Raw genomic sequence first — 17,197 nt, forward strand, 5'->3', positions numbered from 1 at the left:
GGTGAGAACCTCTGTCTTTACTTTTATAGATAAGTAGAATCTAAGAACTATATTTACATCTTTCCTAAATTTGATTACGATAAAAAGAAAATAAGGAACGTATTGGTAAAGGAGGACATTGAAATGTTTAAAAGTATTTTACTAGCATCTGATGGGTCTGAACATTCGCTTCGTGCAGCTGAAAAAGCAGCGGGTCTAGCTAAACTCAATGATGGGAAAGTTGATGTCATATATGCTGTCGATGGTTCTACTTCAAAAGCAGATGTATTAACGAATAATAGTAAGTTTGAAATCGAGAGAAAACGGAAAGAAAAGTTAACTCCAATTGTAAATCTTCTGAAAAAAGAAGGTGTTGAATATAACGTACATATCGTTCAAGGTGAACCAGGTCCTACTGTTGTTAATTTTGCTAATAAAGGAGAATATGACTGTGTAGTGGTTGGTTCGCGTGGATTGAATAAGCTACAAACAATGGTTTTAGGCAGTGTTAGTCATAAAATTGCAAAGCGAGTGGAACTACCTGTTTTAATTGTAAAATAAATCAAATTCAAGATTCATTACTAAGTTTTCTTAGAATGGATCTTTTTTGTTCTTTGAAGGTAATCACTAAAAAAAGGAGAATATCTGGAAGGCAGTAATTATAATTTTAAATATCATAAAAAAATGACTAACAAGGAGAGATAAATTTGGATATCGTAACTATTAAAGAAGATAAGTATTTTGAAGCAGTTCGATTATCAGAATATGCCTTTCAATATAATGTCCCGAAAGATGAAGTAAATGAACGAATTGAACAAATGAAAAAACATCATCAAGTTATTGGAGTCGTCGAAGATGAAAAGTTAATAGCTAAATTACATTTCCTTCCTTTTGAAGTTTATATAGGTGAAAAAAAGATAACTATGGGTGGAATTGCCGGTGTTGCAACTTACCCTGAGTATAGAAGAAAAGGCTTAGTAAAAGGAATGCTCACTCACATTTTAGAAAAGATGAAAACAGAGGGATATTTAATCTCGATGTTATATCCATTTTCAGTTCCATTCTATCGTGAATATGGGTGGGAATTGTTTGCAAATCGGTTATCGGTTTCGATGAAAAAGTCAGATTTGAGGTTTCAAGGTGAATCGCTTGGAAGAATAAAGCGTTTTTCAGATAGCTTGCCTATTTCAAGCTTGAATCAAATTTATGAGCAGTATGCTGAAGGATTTACCGGGATGTTAGTTCGTGAAGAAGATTGGTGGGAGAAAATAGGAAAAGAAACACATATAGCTATGTTCTTTAATGAAGCGAATGAACCAAAAGGGTATATGATGTACAAAGTAAAAGAGAAAAAAATGAAAGTAGAAGAATTTATTGCTTTGAATTCTTCAGCAAGAAGAGGTCTTTGGAATTATATATGCCAGCATGATTCTATGATCGAGGATCTTGAAATGATTGTAGATGAAAGAGAGCCTCTGTTGTTTTCGTTACAAGAGCCTCGAGTAAAAATGGAGATTACCCCATATTTTATGGCTCGCCTTGTTAATGTTGAAGCGTTCTTGAAGCAGTTTACTTGGAATAGTATAGATAAAGTCATGGTTTTACAAGTCAAAGACGACTATGCACCTTGGAATAACAAAACATTCCTATTAAAAAAAGGTGATGTTACAGTTCTTGACACTAGGGAAATAGAAGAAAGGAAAGCTTGTGCCATCCACTTATCAATCAATACATTATCAGCCATTCTTTTTGGTTACAAACGGCCTGTTGAATTAATGGAAATTGGAAAAGTAACTGGAAGCGTGGAATCGATACGTGCATTTGAAGATCTGGTTCCGAGGAACAAACCATTTTTCTATGATTTCTTTTAGTGGGGGAAGAGCATAAAGTTTTTGCAAAAGACATCTTATTTCTGGCATATTCCCTTATTGAATAGACTTGAGGATACTTTTCATCCTTGAGTCTTTTTTGTGTTATATAAATGTGATAAAAGAGCAACTAGCCAAAAGGGAAGATCGTCCTTTGGCGGGAATAATGCGAACATGGTGCGCTGGCTCCGTGCGCCGTGCGCCTTTTAAGAAGATCGCTTAAAAGGGTTAAAACATAACGGCGGGTTTGCGCAATGCAAAGAGCCACTAGCAATAGGGAAACCACCTTTTGGCGTAAAGAATGCGAACAAGTGGCGATGGCTCCACACGCTGCACGCCTAAAGAAGAAGATCGCTCCTTTAGGTCAAAACAAAGCAGCGGCTCCGCACATCGCAAAGAGCCACTACACAAAAGGAAAGGTCGTCCTTTTGTGTAGTGGCTCTTTTACAAAACCTTTACATTATGACCATACCGGCTTAACATTCCTCTACTATACTAGCAATTGTGAGAGGGAGTTGCTTCCTCACGAAATCATATGCAGATAGAAAAAGGGAGGACAATGAAGTGAAAAAACTTTTAATGTTTGTAGTAATGGTAGCACTAATGGTTGTGGCTGCTGCTTGTGGTAGCGGGAATGAGGAGACAACAACTGAGGCAAATGATCAAAATGTATCTGAGCAAACAGATGGAAATGAGACGACAGAAGAGCAAGCAGCGGAATTAGAGGGCAGTGTGGTAATCGATGGTTCAGGTACAGTTTATCCTCTAATGTCAGTAGTTGCTGAGGAATATATGTACACAGAGCAAGAAAATGTTTCTGTTGAAGTAAGTCGTGCTGGGACAAGTGCTGGGTTTGGACGATTCTTAGTAGAAAACGGAACAGACTTTAACAATGCATCTCGTCAAATTAAAGATGAAGAGTCAGCGGAAGCAGAAGCTGCTGGATTTGAAGTAATGGAAATGAAAGTGGCTTTAGACGGCTTAACATTCGTTATTAACAAGGAAAACGATTGGGCAACAGAGTTAACAGAAGAAGAATTGATTTCTATCTTCCATCATGATGGTGGGGTAAAGAAATGGTCTGATATTCGTCCGGAGTTCCCTGATGAAGAGATTCACGCGATGGGACCAAATGAAAATCATGGAACGTATGAGTTCTTCTATGAGAAAATCCTTGAAAAAGAAGATTTAGTAGACGGAGTTAATTTACAACAAGAATACTCTACACTTGTTAACCTTGTTTCAGAAGATGTAAATGGAATTGCATTCTTTGGTTTTGGGTATTACGTGAATAATCAAGATAAATTACAAGCTGTAAACGTTGATTTCGGAGATGGTCCTGTAGAGCCGACTCTTGAAACAATTGGTGAAGATGCTGAGTATGCACCATTTACACGTCCTGTGTTCACATACTTGAATGTAGACAATGCAAAAGCAAATCCGCAAGTGTTAGACTTTGCACTATTTGTAGTAAATAATGTGAACGAATTTGCTGGTCAAACGGGTTTTGCTCCATTACCAGAAGAGGAAGTACAGGCGTACGCTGAAGTTTTAGAAGGACTAAAGTAATTTTTGTAAGACTGGGAGGATGAGGGCATTTCGTTGTTCTCATCTCTCATTTATTTAACTGATTCATATGGGCTAAAAGGGGTGCAGATGATGGAAGCAAACAGCGCTTTAAAAAAGGGGAACGCTGTTAATGTTAGAGAGATGATTGAGGAAAAGAAGAGTAAGAGAAGCATCACCAATGTGTTAGAGAAGGTTATGCCGAAAGTGCTTCTTGCAATTGCAACTATCTCTGTATTAACAACAATTGGAATCATTTTTACATTGTTAAGTGAGACCGTAGAATTTTTTAGTAGAATTCCTTTCGTTGACTTTTTTACAGGAACAGTTTTAAGACCACTTAGTCAAAATCCAGAGTTTGGTGTTTTGCCTTTATTAACGGGTACGATTATTTCTTCGGTTATTGCTATGTTTGTAGCGGTTCCGGTTGGTCTAATGACCGCGATTTATTTAAGTGAATATGCATCTGAAAAAGTAAGAAGAGCATTAAAACCAATGCTTGAGATTCTAGCTGGGATTCCAACGATTGTGTATGGATTCTTTGCTTTTACATTTGTAACACCAATACTGCGAGAGTTCATTCCAGGACTCCAAGCAACAAATATACTAAGTCCAGGAATTGTAATGGGAATTATGATTATTCCAATGGTAGCATCATTATCTGAAGATGCGATGAGTTCTGTTCCTAATTCGATGAGAGAAGGAGCATTAGCCCTCGGTTCAACGAAGTTAGAAGTGACTAGAAAAGTCATTATGCCTGCTGCAATGTCTGGAATTATAGCTTCATTCGTTCTTGGGATTTCACGTGCTATAGGTGAAACGATGATTGTCACAATTGCAAGTGGAAGCTCCAAAAACTTTACTTTCGACATTACTCAATCTATGCAGACGATGACTGCATATATTGTTGAGGTTTCTAGTGGGGATGCGCCTGCTGGATCTACTATATATTACAGTTTATATGCTGTAGCCGCGACATTATTTGTCTTTACATTCATGATGAACTTACTAGCAAGATATATTTCTCGTAAGTTTAGGGAGGAATATTAATTATGAAATATATTGACACAGCGCTCGTTCAAAAAAGAATGAACTCACGTCTATTACTGAATACATTTGCCAAAACCGTGTTTCTTTTATCAACATTATTTGGTCTTGTCGTTCTAGCCGTATTGATTTTCAGAGTTGCCTCAGGCGGGCTAGGCTGGATTAACATGGATTTCCTAACGGGAAGGCTCTCAACGCATGCTGATCGAGCTGGAATTATGGGGGCTATCCTTGGTACGTTGTGGCTCATGCTTGTTGTTGCACCAGTTACGATGTTTGTAGGTGTAGGAACAGCGATTTACTTAGAGTGTTATGCGAAAAAAGGTCGCATCCACTCTATTATTCAAACAAATATATCCAATCTAGCAGGCGTACCGTCAATCGTATTCGGGATTTTAGGGTTAACAATTTTTGTACGTGCAATGGACTTTGGAAATGTTATTTTAGCTGGTGGTTTGACGATGTCATTATTGGTATTGCCAATTGTTGTTGTTGCGAGTCAAGAGGCCATTCGTGCGGTACCAGCTCATTTAAGTGAAGCTTCATTTGGAATGGGAGCGACGAAATGGCAGACAATCAAAAACATCATTCTACCAGCAGCTTTACCAGGAATTTTGACAGGGGCGATCTTGTCATTATCAAGAGCAATTGGTGAGACAGCTCCACTCGTTGTGATTGGAATACCGGCTCTATTGATTCCTTTCCCTGGTGGAATAATGGACCGGTTTACAGTATTACCAATGCAAATTTATTATTGGACGCTTGACTCATCGCTTGTAGCAGAGTATGCGAATTTGGCTGCTGCGACTATTGTTGTCTTGCTCGTTGTTCTATTCTTATTAAACTCAATTGCCATTGTGATTCGAAATAAATTTCAACAAAGGTATTAATTTTTTAGGGGGGAAAAATGATGGCTTTGTCACAGAAAGTGAATGTAGAGTATAACCAAAATGGTGGTTCAGTAGAAAATCCAGTTCTAGATAAAAAGGTTGTGTATGACACGAAAGATTTAAACCTTTGGTATGGAAAGGATCACGCTCTAAAAAATATTAATCTTGCTATTTATGAAAAAGAGGTAACGGCTATTATTGGTCCTTCAGGATGTGGGAAATCAACTTATATAAAAACATTAAATCGTATGGTTCAATTGGTTCCATCCGTACGTATTTCAGGAGAAATCTCGTACCGTGGCAAAAGCATTCTCGATAAATCTTATCAAGTAGAAGATCTACGCACGCGTGTAGGAATGGTGTTTCAAAAGCCAAATCCATTCCCTAAGTCTATTTATGATAATGTTGCATATGGACCTAGGATTCATGGAATTAAAAACAAAAAGATTTTGGATCAGATCGTGGAAAAGAGTCTTCGCGGGGCTGCCATTTGGGATGAAGTAAAAGAGAGACTTCATGAGAATGCATATGGACTATCTGGAGGGCAGCAACAGCGTCTTTGTATTGCGCGTTGTTTAGCAATTGAACCAGATGTGATTTTAATGGATGAACCGACATCTGCTCTTGATCCTAAATCGACTCTGAAAGTAGAAGAATTAATTCAAGAATTAAAAAAAGAATATTCCATTATTATCGTTACACACAACATGCAGCAAGCCGCTCGTATTTCTGATAAAACAGCGTTCTTCTTAAACGGAGAAGTTGTTGAATATGATCAAACGGATGTGATTTTTTCCAATCCATCAGATAAACGTACTGAGGACTATATTACAGGAAGATTCGGATAAGAAGGTGAACCATGGCTATTCGCGAAAGTTTCCATTCACAACTTGATTTAGTCAAAGACCATCTCCTAGAAATGGGAACGCGGGTCGAAGATGTCATTGATCAAATGATTCAAGCATTTGCTTCTTCAGACACAAGACATATGGAACGAATTATTCAAGATGATTACCTTATCAATCAGTTAGAGGTTGGAATGCATGATCAAGTGACAAGGTTAATATCAAGGCAGCAGCCTGTTGCAACAGATCTTAGGAAATTAATTGTAGCGTTAAAGATATCAAGTGATTTAGAACGGGTAGCGGACTTAGTTGTTGATATTGCCAAGCAATCAAAACGAATGAAAAAGGATAGTCTCCTTCCATATCAAGTAAAGATTGTAGCTATGTTTACAATTGCTCAAGAAATGATTCATAAATCATTACTGTCATATAAAAAAACGGATTTAATGCTCGCCCAAAAAATCGCTGCAATGGATGATAAGGTTGACTCGTTATATGGAGAACTAATTAGAGAACTTTTTAAATTAAATGAAGACCATATTGAAATTGATCAAATTACACAATTGGCTTTTATTGGTCGATATATTGAACGAATTGCTGATTATGCGACGAATCTTGCTGAGTGGGTCGTTTATGAAGTAAATGGAAAGCATTTCGACTTGAATTAATCTTTACCGAAAATTACTTTAACCAGCGATATTTTATGTCGTTGGTTTTTTCTATTCATCTTGTTTGTAGTCCTTTGCCAATTGTAAGAAAAGAAACAATTGATTAATTGTCGTAAAATAACTATGATAGAGGTGTAAATATCTTGTAAATAAGATTCATAGTTCGATAACACGCAAGGATCTTTAATAGGGAGAGGATGTTTTTTGAATTCTAGATTGGAAACCGCGCCAAAAGTTGCGTTAGTGGAAGACGAACCGTCTCATGCATTGTTAATTCGGTATAATTTAGAGTCAAGAGGAAAAGAAGTTTCACTTTTTGAGAGCGGTGACCAATTTTTACATGCGGAACTCTATCCATTCGACCTGATTATTATTAATGTCGATCTTCATGACATAGACGGGTTAAAATTGTGCGAGCAGTTGAAAAAGAAAGGAGTAACAGCTCCAATATTATTTGCAACGACAAATCCAAAGATAGAAGAAGGTTGTTGTCAGGGTCCACAAGTTAAATACATAATAAAACCTTTCTCTATTAAGGATCTGGTCCATAAAGTTGACCAATTATTAACAAAGCAATTTGCTGTACTTTAAGAGTGAGAAGTAAGACTGAATAGAAAAAAGTTATCATTCTAGTTGACACATATAGAATCTTGCTGTAAAGTCATCAATGTAAATTAAATACCTCGTTAGGTGAGGCTCCTGTGCTGGAGATACGCTGCTGCCCAAAAATGTCCAAAGACGCCAATGGGTCAACAGAAACCATCGACATAAGGTGGTTTTTAATGTAGCTGGATTCGTCCTATGCCGCACAGTGCTAAAGCTCTACGAATGGAGGAAGCTAAAAGGCTTTTTTGCTGTGTCATCGTGATAATGTTGTTTGTTATCCTGTGGTACTGCCTTATTTTGTCATGTCAAAGACACCTTCATTCGGTTGAAGGTGTCTTTTTGTTGTTGTTATAAGACATCTCAAAGCGAGGTTAAGATTGATTAAAAATCTAACCTGGGGGTGATATGAATTGGATAGTGGTCCTGAACCTGAATCTTGTCAATTATATGATTGTTATAAGGATGTGACATCCAGTCATGTCACAGCAAGAATGGCTTAGGAGTATGATGAATAAGGCCCAATTTACTCACACATTTGCCTTTGGGACATATAATTTGATGATTGAAATTATTTTGCCAACTGTCAACTTAATGTGAAATGGGAACATGATGAAGTGAATAACCCTCGTTAGGTGAGGCTCCTGTGCTGGAGATATGCTGCTGCCCAAAAATGTCCAAAGACGCCAATGGGTCAACAGAGGCCATCGACATAAGGTGGTTTTTAATGTAGCTGGATTAATCCTATGCCGCACAGTGCTAAAGCTCTACGAATGGAGGAACTGTGAAGTGTTTGTTAACACGGTTGATTAGCTATGACTAATGCACCCTCCTTTTGTGATGGTGTTTTTATTATGTTTTGATATGGAGGTGATGTGGAATGGATGAGGAGAGTAGTTCAACTAAATTCAAGATGTATATGTTACCAAAACAGAAAAACAATAAGCGTAATGGGAGTCCATTCCCTTCACATGGAAAAGGTAGTATGGGCCTCCTAGCATAAGGAGGAATTACAATGGTTAGATTAGATGAACAAAATCGTGAAGAGTACGAAAAGTTAATTTTAGATACATTGCAAGCTGAAGATCGTGAGCAATTTCGTGAAACCTTTTTAGAGCTACACCCAACTGATCAAGTCGATATCTTCGTGAAATTAGAGGAAGAAACTCGTAAACGAGTGTATGACTATTTATCTCCAGAAGATTTTTCTCATATTTTTGAGGGGTTAGAAGTAGAAGATCAAAAGCGCACCTACTTAGAGCTAGATGAAGCTTATTCTTCTGAGATGTTTAACAATATGTTTGCAGATGATGTAGCTGACTTTTTAGCTGAAATGACGGGTGAAAAAGCAGAAGACATCTTAATGAAAATGAACAAAGCGGAAGCAAAGGAAGTAAAGGAGTTAATGTCGTATGCACCGGAAACGGCTGGGGCAATCATGACAAAGGAATTTGTCAGCATTTCTTCAAGCGATCTTGCTTCAAATGTAATTGAGAAATTACGTAATGATGCACCGGATGCTGAGACGATTTATTACTTATATGTTGTAGATCAATTAGAGAAATTAGTAGGTGTTATTTCGTTAAGAGATCTCATAACTGCTCCTGCTGATGAAGTAATTGAAAACATTATGAGTACTCGAGTTGTTTCTGTACAAGATGATATGGACCAAGAAGATGTAGCGAAACTCATTAAAAAGTATGACTTCTTAGCAGCACCAGTTGTCTCTAAACAAAATCACTTAATTGGAATTGTAACATTTGATGACGTGATCGATATTCTCGAAGAAGAAGCAACAGAGGACTTAGGAGAAATTTCAGCAGCCAAAGGGGCAACAGACGTCAATGTTAGTGCTTTTACAGCAGCTAGAAAACGTTCACCATGGATTATCATGTTAATGTTCTTTGGATTGATTACTGCTGAAGTGATTGGAACATTTGAAGAAACGTTAGAAGCTATTGTCTTGTTAGCTGCATTTATCCCACTGATTATGGACTCTGCTGGAAACACTGGAACTCAGTCACTAGCTGTTGCAGTACGTGGTCTAGCACTAGGGACAATAAAAAAAGGCAGTATAGGAAAAATGGTAAGACGTGAGTTTGGAACAGGACTAATGCTCGGGTTGATCTGTATGGTTGTTTTAGGAATTACGGTTACTCTTATTCATGGCCATTGGATCTTAGCGTTAATCGTTGGTTTTTCTATTTTCTGCACATTAAGTATTGCAACAGTTATTGGTGCTACGGTTCCCCTTGTTATAAATAAATTAAAACTAGATCCAGCAATTGCATCAGGTCCGTTTATTACGACAGTAAATGATATTCTAGGCTTATTAATTTATTTCTCAATTGCAACAGCACTGCTTGACTTCTTATAAAATAAAAAGCTTCGTTAGGTGAGGCTCCTGTATGGAGATACGCTGCTACCCAGAAATGTCGAGAGACGCCAACGGGTGAACAGAAACTATCGATCAAGGTAGTTTTTAATGTAGCTGGATCTTCCTATGCCATACAGTGCTAAAACTCAACGATTGAAGTTGGAAATAGCTCCTTTAAAGAAAGGCACCCTCAATCGTTTTGGGTGTCTTTTTCTAGGTTGGGTAATCTAAGAAGAGAAATTGAGCGGCAAAGAAGGTGAAAAGAATGGAAGTATTAGAAATTTTACTCAAATTAGGATTGGCATTATTCTTTGGGATGTTAATTGGTATTGACCGTCAATTAAAGCATAAACCCTTAGGTCTGAAAACATGTATGGTCATTTGCGTGGCAAGCTGTATGGTTACCATTGTCTCAATTGAATCCTTTTATAAATTTGCTACGCCAACCTACCATGCAATGGATCCAATGCGTTTAACAGCGCAAATTGTGAGTGGAGTAGGTTTTTTAGGAGCAGGTGTTATTTTACGAAGAAATAACGACATCATCTCTGGTTTAACAAGTGCGGCAGTTATCTGGGCGGCTTCTGGACTTGGAATTGCCGTAGGTGCTGGATTTTATCTCTTGCCTTCTAGTGCTGTTATCTTATTCATTCTTGCGATTAATCTCATCCCATCAGTTATAAAAAAAATTGGACCAGCAACATTACGCCAGCGAGATGTTCTTGTAAAGGTGGTAATGGAACCTAATTACAAGATGACGGAATTAATTAAAGCAATCGAACGAAAAGGAGAAGGGTTAAATGCGCAAGAAAAAAGTGATATTATCATACGAAATTTAAAGTTAAAGGATCTCGAAAATGGAAATCAACAAATCGATTTGAAATTATCAGCCCCAGAAAAGCAATATACTACAGAAATTTATTATCTTATTAAAAAAATAGATAGCGTAATTTCAGTGGAAGTAGAACATTAACGGATAGAGGAAGGGAGGTAGGAGTAATGAAACAAATCAGTATGAAGAACCGTCAAGAATACACATATTATTTATTTTTATATTTAAAAAACAATGACAAAGATCTTTTTCGTGAAGAGTTTTTAGATTTACACCCTACAGATCAATCAGAAATATTTAAGCAAATGGGCGAAGTAAAGAGAAAGAAAGTATATCAATTTTTAAGTGCAGAAGAATTTTCACAATTGTTTAAAGGCTTACACTTACATGAACAAAAGCAAATCTTTACTGAATTGGATGATGTGTATGTACTGAAAATGTTAAAGGAGCTTCCGGCAGATGAGATTACAGACTTCTTTAGTGAAATCCCAGAACATATCGCATCGTATCTATTAAATAAAATGGAGAAAAAAGAAGCTGAGAACATTAAGCTTTTGCTCACATATCAAGACCATACAGCTGGTTCATTAATGACAACCGAATTTATTAAAGTTTCTCCTCATATAACAGCTGAAAAATTGATGGAGCAATTACGTCAGGAAGGAATGTCTGCGGAAACGATTTATTATATTTATGTTGTTTCCGAAGTGGATAAGTTAATTGGTGTCGTTTCTTTACGAGAACTTATTACTTCACCTCTTGATAGGAAAGTTGAGCAACTAATGAAAGAGCAAGTTGTGACTGTTACTGCTACAACTGATCAAGAACATGTTTCAACTATTATTAAAGATTATAATCTCTTAGCAGTACCTGTTGTAACAAGTGGAGATCGAATCGTTGGAATAGTGACAGTAGATGATGTAATGGATGTGATGGAAGAAGAAATAACAGAAGATATTGGCGAATTTGCAGCTGTAAAAGGAGCGTTAGACCTAGATGTGAACTCGCTCATAGCTACAAAGAAGCGGCTTCCTTGGTTAATCTTATTGCTCATATTAGGAATGTTTACAGCTGGATTAATTAACTTTTTTGAAGCCACATTAGCTGAGGTGGCTATACTGGCAATTTTTATTCCGCTTATTGCAGATATGGCCGGAAACACAGGAACACAATCACTCGCCGTTGTTGTTAGAGGGATGGCTCTTAATAAAATTGATTCAACAGCATTCTGGCGATTATTAAAAAGAGAAATAGAAACGGGACTGATGATGGGATTTGTATGTGGTGGGTTAGTATCAATTGTTGCCCTGTTAATCCCACAAGGAAGCCCTGCTCTTGGCTTAATAATTGGCATTTCGTTATTTGTGACGATCCTATTTTCTACTTTATCTGGAACCGTCATACCCCTTATAATAAATAAATTAAAAATTGATCCAGCAGTTGCTTCAGGTCCGTTTATCACCACAATTAATGATATTATTGGACTGTTTATTTATTTTTCTATCGCAACGTCTTTACTGCATTATTTATAGTGTAAGCAGGAAAATGGAATTAGAAGTCTATTTTCCTGCATTTTACACCAATTAGAACGGAATTTCTTTGTATATAGTAAGTTGTGCCAATTTGGGAGAGGATAAAAACACTAACTATAATCAAGGAGTATCCCTACTATGTCACTTGATGTATTTATTATGGGTTTTGCTTTCATCCTCATTCACTTATTTGCTAACGAATTAATTCCGTCTAACCGTATTAATCGGCTAAAATGGTTCTCTTTTTCGGGTGGATTAGCCGTATCTTATGTTTTTGTCTATGTACTTCCAACCTTACATAAGGAACAAATTTTAGTAAAAAAATATGGTGATTATTTCACGATGGAGTCAGAGCTGTATTTCGTCGGTTTGATTGGTGTTTTAATCTTTTATGGAATACAAAAGTTTGTAAGAAAAGCCCAGCATAAGAATAAAACAAAAAAAGCGAGAGCACTATTTTGGCTGCAGATTCTTTTTTTTGGTTTTTATAATATGTTAGTGGCATATACAGTTATCTCGCATAATGTATTTGGTGTTCAAGCTGTGTTCTATGGTCTTGCTGTTGGCATGCATTTTATTGCAGTTGCCCATGACTTATGGAGGGAATATGCAGATATTTATAATAAAGTCGGCAGATATGTCCTTGCAGTAGGTATTGTTGCAGGTTGGATCATGGGGGTGATGGTAAGTTTATCGCCTTTAACTGAATCGATTATTTTTGCTTTTATTGCAGGTGCCATGATTTTAAATGTACTGAAGTATGAATTGCCTCCTGATGATGAAGCCCATTTTGTTACCTTTACAATAGGAGTTGTATCTTACACAGCAGTAACGTTGTCATTAGGTTTTTTCTTTCAATGGTAATAAGTATATAGAGCGGTGTTTGTGACTGTATTGTAACAGCATTCCTTGAAAATTGTATGGCAATTATAGCCTCATATTATGATTTTTTGTTCACTTGGATTATAATGGGTTGGAATGCTATTTTTAAGGGGGTATTGGTTTGCAAACAGGTATGCAGCATGCACACGTAGATTCGTGGTGGCTACTTATTGTGTTATTTTTGATTACCTATTTCTTGTTAAGAGCTGGCGTGAATAAAGGTGCGAAAATTCTACATATGATCGTCCGTTTATTTTACATCGTAATGATTTTTTCCGGAATTTACTTATTATTTATGTGGGGATTCCCGCTAACGCATGTGCTCAAAGGGGTTCTTGCAATTGTCCTCATTTACGCTATGGAAATGATACTTGTCCGTACAAAAAAAGGGACACTTGGTTCGAAAGCACCTATGTACTGGGGGATCCTAGTAGCTTCACTTGTCATTGTCTTGTTACTGGCATTTCGAATTCTTACATTTTAAAAACTAGCTAGAGGCTCTCCTCTAGCTAGTTTTTTTGATTCTACATTCTTTTTAAGGAATGACTAATTGATTTACATACTCTGTTTTATCATATGCCTGATAAAGAGACGATGAAAGACGAATCGGATCGCCAAAGAAATATCTTTTAAATTGCGTTTGCCGTGAATAAAGCACTTGCCCCTATAAAAATGAAATAGCCTATTTATTGGTGTAGAAATCAGTTGTTCGTTTTTCTTTTTAGCGTTCCTAGCGTAGTGGTAAAATAGAAAGAGACTATACTGAGAGGAATTTTGTGTAATGAATTGGACGGTAAAGAAATTTGAAGAGTTATCAATTAGTGAATTGTATGAATTGATTCGTTTACGGATCGAAGTGTTTGTGGTTGAGCAGGATTGCCCTTATCAAGAGCTAGATACAAAGGATCAAGAGGCATTTCATTTGTTGGGCCGAATTAATGGAGAGCTCGTAGCCTATAGTCGTCTGTTTCAAAAAGGAAAAGTAGCTACAGCTGCTTCTATTGGTCGTGTCATTGTGAAAGAAAGTGGAAGAGGAAAAGGATATGGGCAAGCATTGTTAACTAAGTCGATTGACTTTTTAGAAACCGAGTTGCATGAGAAAGGAATCCTTATTCATGCGCAGCAATATTTGCAGGAGTTTTATGAGTCGTTTGGTTTTAAACCAATATCAGATATTTATTTGTTAGATGGTATAAATCATTTGGATATGCGAAGGGAGAGCTATAAATGAGCGAACATGTTGTCTACGGTACACATGTAAAGGACGTTGCCGATCAAGAAAGATTAGAACATGCGTTTAAGCTTACAAAAGAGAAAAGTACCGTTTTCTATGTGCTGCCATCTCAGATGTGGTTGCAAGAAGCACGAAGAAAAAGGCCGGGGTTGCTCATTACTACTTTTGACGATATTGCCAGCTTCATTTTAAAACAAACAAATATTTCTTATATTTCCTTGTCAGAGGAAGAACGAACTCTTTTCTTTCTCCAATTTGTACGAGGCGAGGTAACGTTTCGTGGTGAGGAGGTCGTCTCAGGAAAGGCTCGTGCTTATGCTGACACTTATGGACAATTGAAGCGCCTAGGGTTGAACGTAACAGATATTCCACAATCACTTATGCCAATCAGTGATCTATTTCAAAAGTATGAAGACCGTGTCGTTCTAGATAGAACCATGTTTGACCCAGAAAATATAATTTTGCATGCAATCCAGCAATTAAAAAAAGTTCCTAATCAAATAGAAATATCATCCATTGTAATTGATGGATACTATGATTTTAGTCCTCTTCAAATGTTGTTCATAGAAGCCTTAAAGCTAGCAGGGATTTCGGTAACAGTCTTTGTTCCGAATCATCCTCACTTTCATATTGTTGAACAGACTGTAAAGGAGCTTTTGTCGATTGGTTTTATCGACAAGAGAGTAAGCAGGGAAGAGACGACTGTAAATGTAGAGCAAAGAAAATTAATCCCTGCCTCTACGAACGAAGAACAGTGGCGTGGAGTGATGGAAGACATTCGATTGTCTGATCTAGCCTATGATCAAATGGGGATTTTGGTCGTTGATGAAAGAAATGGTATGAATGATGTGACGAAATACGCGGATATGTATGATGTACCTCTGAATAAAGCAAAAAAACGCAAACTGTCTACAACGTCTAGCCATGCATTTTTGCAAACTGCTTTAAGAAATACAACGGTCCCTACTTCAAAATGGGAACAGCTTCCGCTAGTGGAACAAGTTTTACGTCTCTATCAAGTGAGCGGATTAGAATTTGCGAAACAAAAGCAGACCTTTTTACAAACGGGTGAGTGGTTTAAAAAGGAACATCAAGATCTGTTTGAGACCATTACTCAACTTCAGTGGAAAAAAAGTGAACGGTTTATCGATTATATTCGCCAATTGCGTAACGTAATTGATAGGTTGCCATTTTTCACATACTGGGAAGAGCAATTCAACTTAATGGAAGATGTTGGTAAGTTGAAGGAGGTTGCAGGGGAATACAAAGCTTTAAAGAAATTGGCTGAACACCTTTATCAATACGAGATGTTACTCCATGATAAAGGGTTAGAAAGCTTAATGATGACTCATGATTTATTTGTTGAATGGATTCATAAGCTTGGGGAAAGTTTGCAGCTTTTTGAAGAGAGAGCTGCTAAGCGAGGAATTTCCATTTATACTTGGCGAGATGTGAGTTTGTTTTGCGGAGAAAAACTGTTTGTTGTTGGAATGAATGAAGGCTCGTTTCCGGCTCCTCACCATTTAAGTGGCTATGTTCATGAACGAGACATACTTGGGAGCGCCGTTCGCTTTAGTCCACCGACAGGAGAGCACTTCCGTTTAAAACAGCAAGCGTATTTTGAACAATTGCGTTATGTTGCAAAATCGATAACATTCACGTATGTAAAAGGTATAGATGCGAACCATCCGTTATTACCATCCACGTTACTAGAAGATATGGAAGAATCTAAAAATTGGACTTGGGAGAATAGGATGGGAAGTGAGAGTGCCTTCACTTCTGAAGATCAAATAGAGAAAATTGCCTATCATGTTGGAAAAGGATGCTTAGTAGAAGGTATTCCAGATAAGGTGAAAGAGATAACAAAAAGACTTGCACATTTAGAAAAAGGAAATGAGCCGATTTCACTTTATCAAGGTCAATCCGTAAAACCCGTTGTCTCTGTCACTGCTCTTGAAAGTTATGCAAGATGCCCGTTTCGTTACGGAATGGAAAGAGTGTTACAAGTTCCTGAACCACAAGCAATTCAAGAGCAAGTCTCCCCACTTGATATTGGAGATTTAATGCATTCCATTATCGAAGAAATTTATAAGGAATTAAAGGCTGTTGGTCAATCTTTTGCTGCATTAAGAGAAGTGATTTCACATATTCCAGAACGAATAGATGAACTCTTTGAAGAAAAATGGGAGCAAATTGAAAAACAAAGCCCCGAAATATCTCGTTTTGACTTACAAATAACAAAACAACAATGGCAAAAACGGCTACGACGTTGGTGGCAGGCAGAGCGAAAGCATTTCTTTGATAATGCCGACCTTGAACAAATGCAAATTATGGCAATAGAAAAGCCAATCCGGTTTGAATTACCGTTATCAAATGACAAAACATTGGTACTAACAGGGAAAGCCGATCGAATTGACCGTTTAAATAATGCGATCGTTGTTTATGATTATAAATCAGGTCAAGCGAGTGTAAAGATGGAAGATGTCCAATCCGGGTTAAAGCTACAGCTGCCTTTATATGCTTTTGCGATTCGTGAGGAGATCGAGCGGTTAGAAGAAAAGGTGGTACAAGCTGACGGTGCAACCTACATATCCCTTAAAGAGCCTAGCAAGAGGGCAGGAAATGGGATGTGGCGAACAGAGCATGTAGGTAAATCATCGAGATACAAAGTATCTTCATTTTGTCGTAATCGAGAAGATGAATTAGGAACAGAGCAATTTCTTATTGATCATCAGCTTAAGGAGCGTATAACTGAAATTTGGGAAGGGATGCAAACGAACTTTCCAGTAGAACCGCTTGAATGCTCATCATTTTGTTCATACCGAACGATCTGTCGGGTAACGGATGAAAAGCGAGAGCAAGCAAAAAGGTAAC

Annotated in this window: 15 protein-coding genes and 3 riboswitches; all 15 genes read left to right on the top strand. The window is 37.3% G+C overall.

What is annotated here, in order from left to right; translation table 11 throughout:
• Positions 1-123 precede the first annotated feature (123 nt).
• Positions 124-540, top strand: a complete 417-nt coding sequence (locus tag MF646_RS13470) for a universal stress protein (RefSeq protein ID WP_250097027.1) — start codon at positions 124-126, stop codon at positions 538-540.
• Positions 541-686: 146 nt separating this feature from the next.
• Positions 687-1,850: a GNAT family N-acetyltransferase gene (locus tag MF646_RS13475; protein ID WP_250097028.1), complete on the top strand. Its 1,164-nt coding sequence runs from the start codon at positions 687-689 to the stop codon at positions 1,848-1,850.
• A gap of 576 nt (positions 1,851-2,426) precedes the next feature.
• A complete protein-coding gene (locus tag MF646_RS13480; protein WP_250097092.1) occupies positions 2,427-3,416 on the top strand; it encodes a PstS family phosphate ABC transporter substrate-binding protein in 990 nt (329 codons plus the stop codon).
• A gap of 90 nt (positions 3,417-3,506) precedes the next feature.
• On the top strand, positions 3,507-4,463 hold the full coding sequence (gene pstC, locus MF646_RS13485) for a phosphate ABC transporter permease subunit PstC (protein WP_250097029.1): 957 nt from the start codon (positions 3,507-3,509) through the stop codon (positions 4,461-4,463).
• Positions 4,464-4,465: 2 nt separating this feature from the next.
• Entirely contained in the window at positions 4,466-5,350 is an 885-nt protein-coding gene (pstA, locus tag MF646_RS13490; protein WP_250097030.1) for a phosphate ABC transporter permease PstA, read from the top strand.
• A 17-nt stretch (positions 5,351-5,367) separates the two neighbouring features.
• Positions 5,368-6,198, top strand: a complete 831-nt coding sequence (gene pstB, locus MF646_RS13495) for a phosphate ABC transporter ATP-binding protein PstB (protein ID WP_420842504.1) — start codon at positions 5,368-5,370, stop codon at positions 6,196-6,198.
• A gap of 11 nt (positions 6,199-6,209) precedes the next feature.
• Positions 6,210-6,863 (top strand): phosphate signaling complex protein PhoU, encoded by a 654-nt coding sequence (gene phoU, locus MF646_RS13500; protein WP_250097032.1) that lies wholly within the window; start codon positions 6,210-6,212, stop codon positions 6,861-6,863.
• Between the two features lie 204 nt (positions 6,864-7,067).
• Positions 7,068-7,454 (top strand): response regulator transcription factor, encoded by a 387-nt coding sequence (locus MF646_RS13505; RefSeq protein ID WP_250097033.1) that lies wholly within the window; start codon positions 7,068-7,070, stop codon positions 7,452-7,454.
• A gap of 84 nt (positions 7,455-7,538) precedes the next feature.
• Positions 7,539-7,704: riboswitch (M-box (ykoK) riboswitch) on the top strand.
• 382 nt (positions 7,705-8,086) lie between these two features.
• Positions 8,087-8,251, top strand: a riboswitch (M-box (ykoK) riboswitch).
• Positions 8,252-8,481: 230 nt separating this feature from the next.
• Positions 8,482-9,843 carry a magnesium transporter gene (gene mgtE, locus MF646_RS13510; protein ID WP_250097034.1) on the top strand — a complete coding sequence of 454 codons (1,362 nt, stop codon included), beginning with the start codon at positions 8,482-8,484 and terminating at the stop codon, positions 9,841-9,843.
• Between the two features lie 3 nt (positions 9,844-9,846).
• A riboswitch (M-box (ykoK) riboswitch) is annotated at positions 9,847-10,008 on the top strand.
• Between the two features lie 100 nt (positions 10,009-10,108).
• A complete protein-coding gene (locus MF646_RS13515) occupies positions 10,109-10,816 on the top strand; it encodes an MgtC/SapB family protein (RefSeq protein ID WP_250097035.1) in 708 nt (235 codons plus the stop codon).
• Positions 10,817-10,842: 26 nt separating this feature from the next.
• Positions 10,843-12,207, top strand: a complete 1,365-nt coding sequence (gene mgtE / locus MF646_RS13520; protein WP_250097036.1) for a magnesium transporter — start codon at positions 10,843-10,845, stop codon at positions 12,205-12,207.
• A 138-nt stretch (positions 12,208-12,345) separates the two neighbouring features.
• Positions 12,346-13,071 (top strand): hypothetical protein, encoded by a 726-nt coding sequence (locus MF646_RS13525; protein ID WP_250097037.1) that lies wholly within the window; start codon positions 12,346-12,348, stop codon positions 13,069-13,071.
• 139 nt (positions 13,072-13,210) lie between these two features.
• Positions 13,211-13,573: a DUF1516 family protein gene (locus MF646_RS13530; protein ID WP_250097038.1), complete on the top strand. Its 363-nt coding sequence runs from the start codon at positions 13,211-13,213 to the stop codon at positions 13,571-13,573.
• A gap of 297 nt (positions 13,574-13,870) precedes the next feature.
• Positions 13,871-14,320 carry a GNAT family N-acetyltransferase gene (locus MF646_RS13535; protein WP_250097039.1) on the top strand — a complete coding sequence of 150 codons (450 nt, stop codon included), beginning with the start codon at positions 13,871-13,873 and terminating at the stop codon, positions 14,318-14,320.
• The gene (locus tag MF646_RS13540; protein WP_250097040.1) at positions 14,317-17,196 is read left to right on the top strand and encodes a PD-(D/E)XK nuclease family protein; all 2,880 of its coding nucleotides are present in this window, start codon (positions 14,317-14,319) and stop codon (positions 17,194-17,196) included. The genes MF646_RS13535 and MF646_RS13540 overlap by 4 nt, the downstream gene beginning before the upstream one ends.
• The last annotated feature ends 1 nt before the right edge of the window (position 17,197 follow it).

Source organism: Halalkalibacter alkaliphilus, assembly GCF_023555415.1.
Classification (GTDB): domain Bacteria; phylum Bacillota; class Bacilli; order Bacillales; family Bacillaceae_D; genus Halalkalibacter; species Halalkalibacter alkaliphilus.

Bases quoted from the DNA above. Each gene is read 5' to 3' on its own strand.
- MF646_RS13470 (WP_250097027.1), top strand. From the start codon at position 124: ATGTTTAAAAGTATTTTACTAGCATCTGATGGGTCTGAACATTCGCTT.
- MF646_RS13480 (WP_250097092.1), top strand. From the start codon at position 2,427: ATGTTTGTAGTAATGGTAGCACTAATGGTTGTGGCTGCTGCTTGTGGT.
- pstC (WP_250097029.1), top strand. From the start codon at position 3,507: ATGGAAGCAAACAGCGCTTTAAAAAAGGGGAACGCTGTTAATGTTAGA.
- pstA (WP_250097030.1), top strand. From the start codon at position 4,466: ATGAAATATATTGACACAGCGCTCGTTCAAAAAAGAATGAACTCACGT.
- pstB (WP_420842504.1), top strand. From the start codon at position 5,368: ATGATGGCTTTGTCACAGAAAGTGAATGTAGAGTATAACCAAAATGGT.
- phoU (WP_250097032.1), top strand. From the start codon at position 6,210: ATGGCTATTCGCGAAAGTTTCCATTCACAACTTGATTTAGTCAAAGAC.
- mgtE (WP_250097034.1), top strand. From the start codon at position 8,482: ATGGTTAGATTAGATGAACAAAATCGTGAAGAGTACGAAAAGTTAATT.
- MF646_RS13515 (WP_250097035.1), top strand. From the start codon at position 10,109: ATGGAAGTATTAGAAATTTTACTCAAATTAGGATTGGCATTATTCTTT.
- mgtE (WP_250097036.1), top strand. From the start codon at position 10,843: ATGAAACAAATCAGTATGAAGAACCGTCAAGAATACACATATTATTTA.
- MF646_RS13525 (WP_250097037.1), top strand. From the start codon at position 12,346: ATGTCACTTGATGTATTTATTATGGGTTTTGCTTTCATCCTCATTCAC.
- MF646_RS13535 (WP_250097039.1), top strand. From the start codon at position 13,871: ATGAATTGGACGGTAAAGAAATTTGAAGAGTTATCAATTAGTGAATTG.
- MF646_RS13540 (WP_250097040.1), top strand. From the start codon at position 14,317: ATGAGCGAACATGTTGTCTACGGTACACATGTAAAGGACGTTGCCGAT.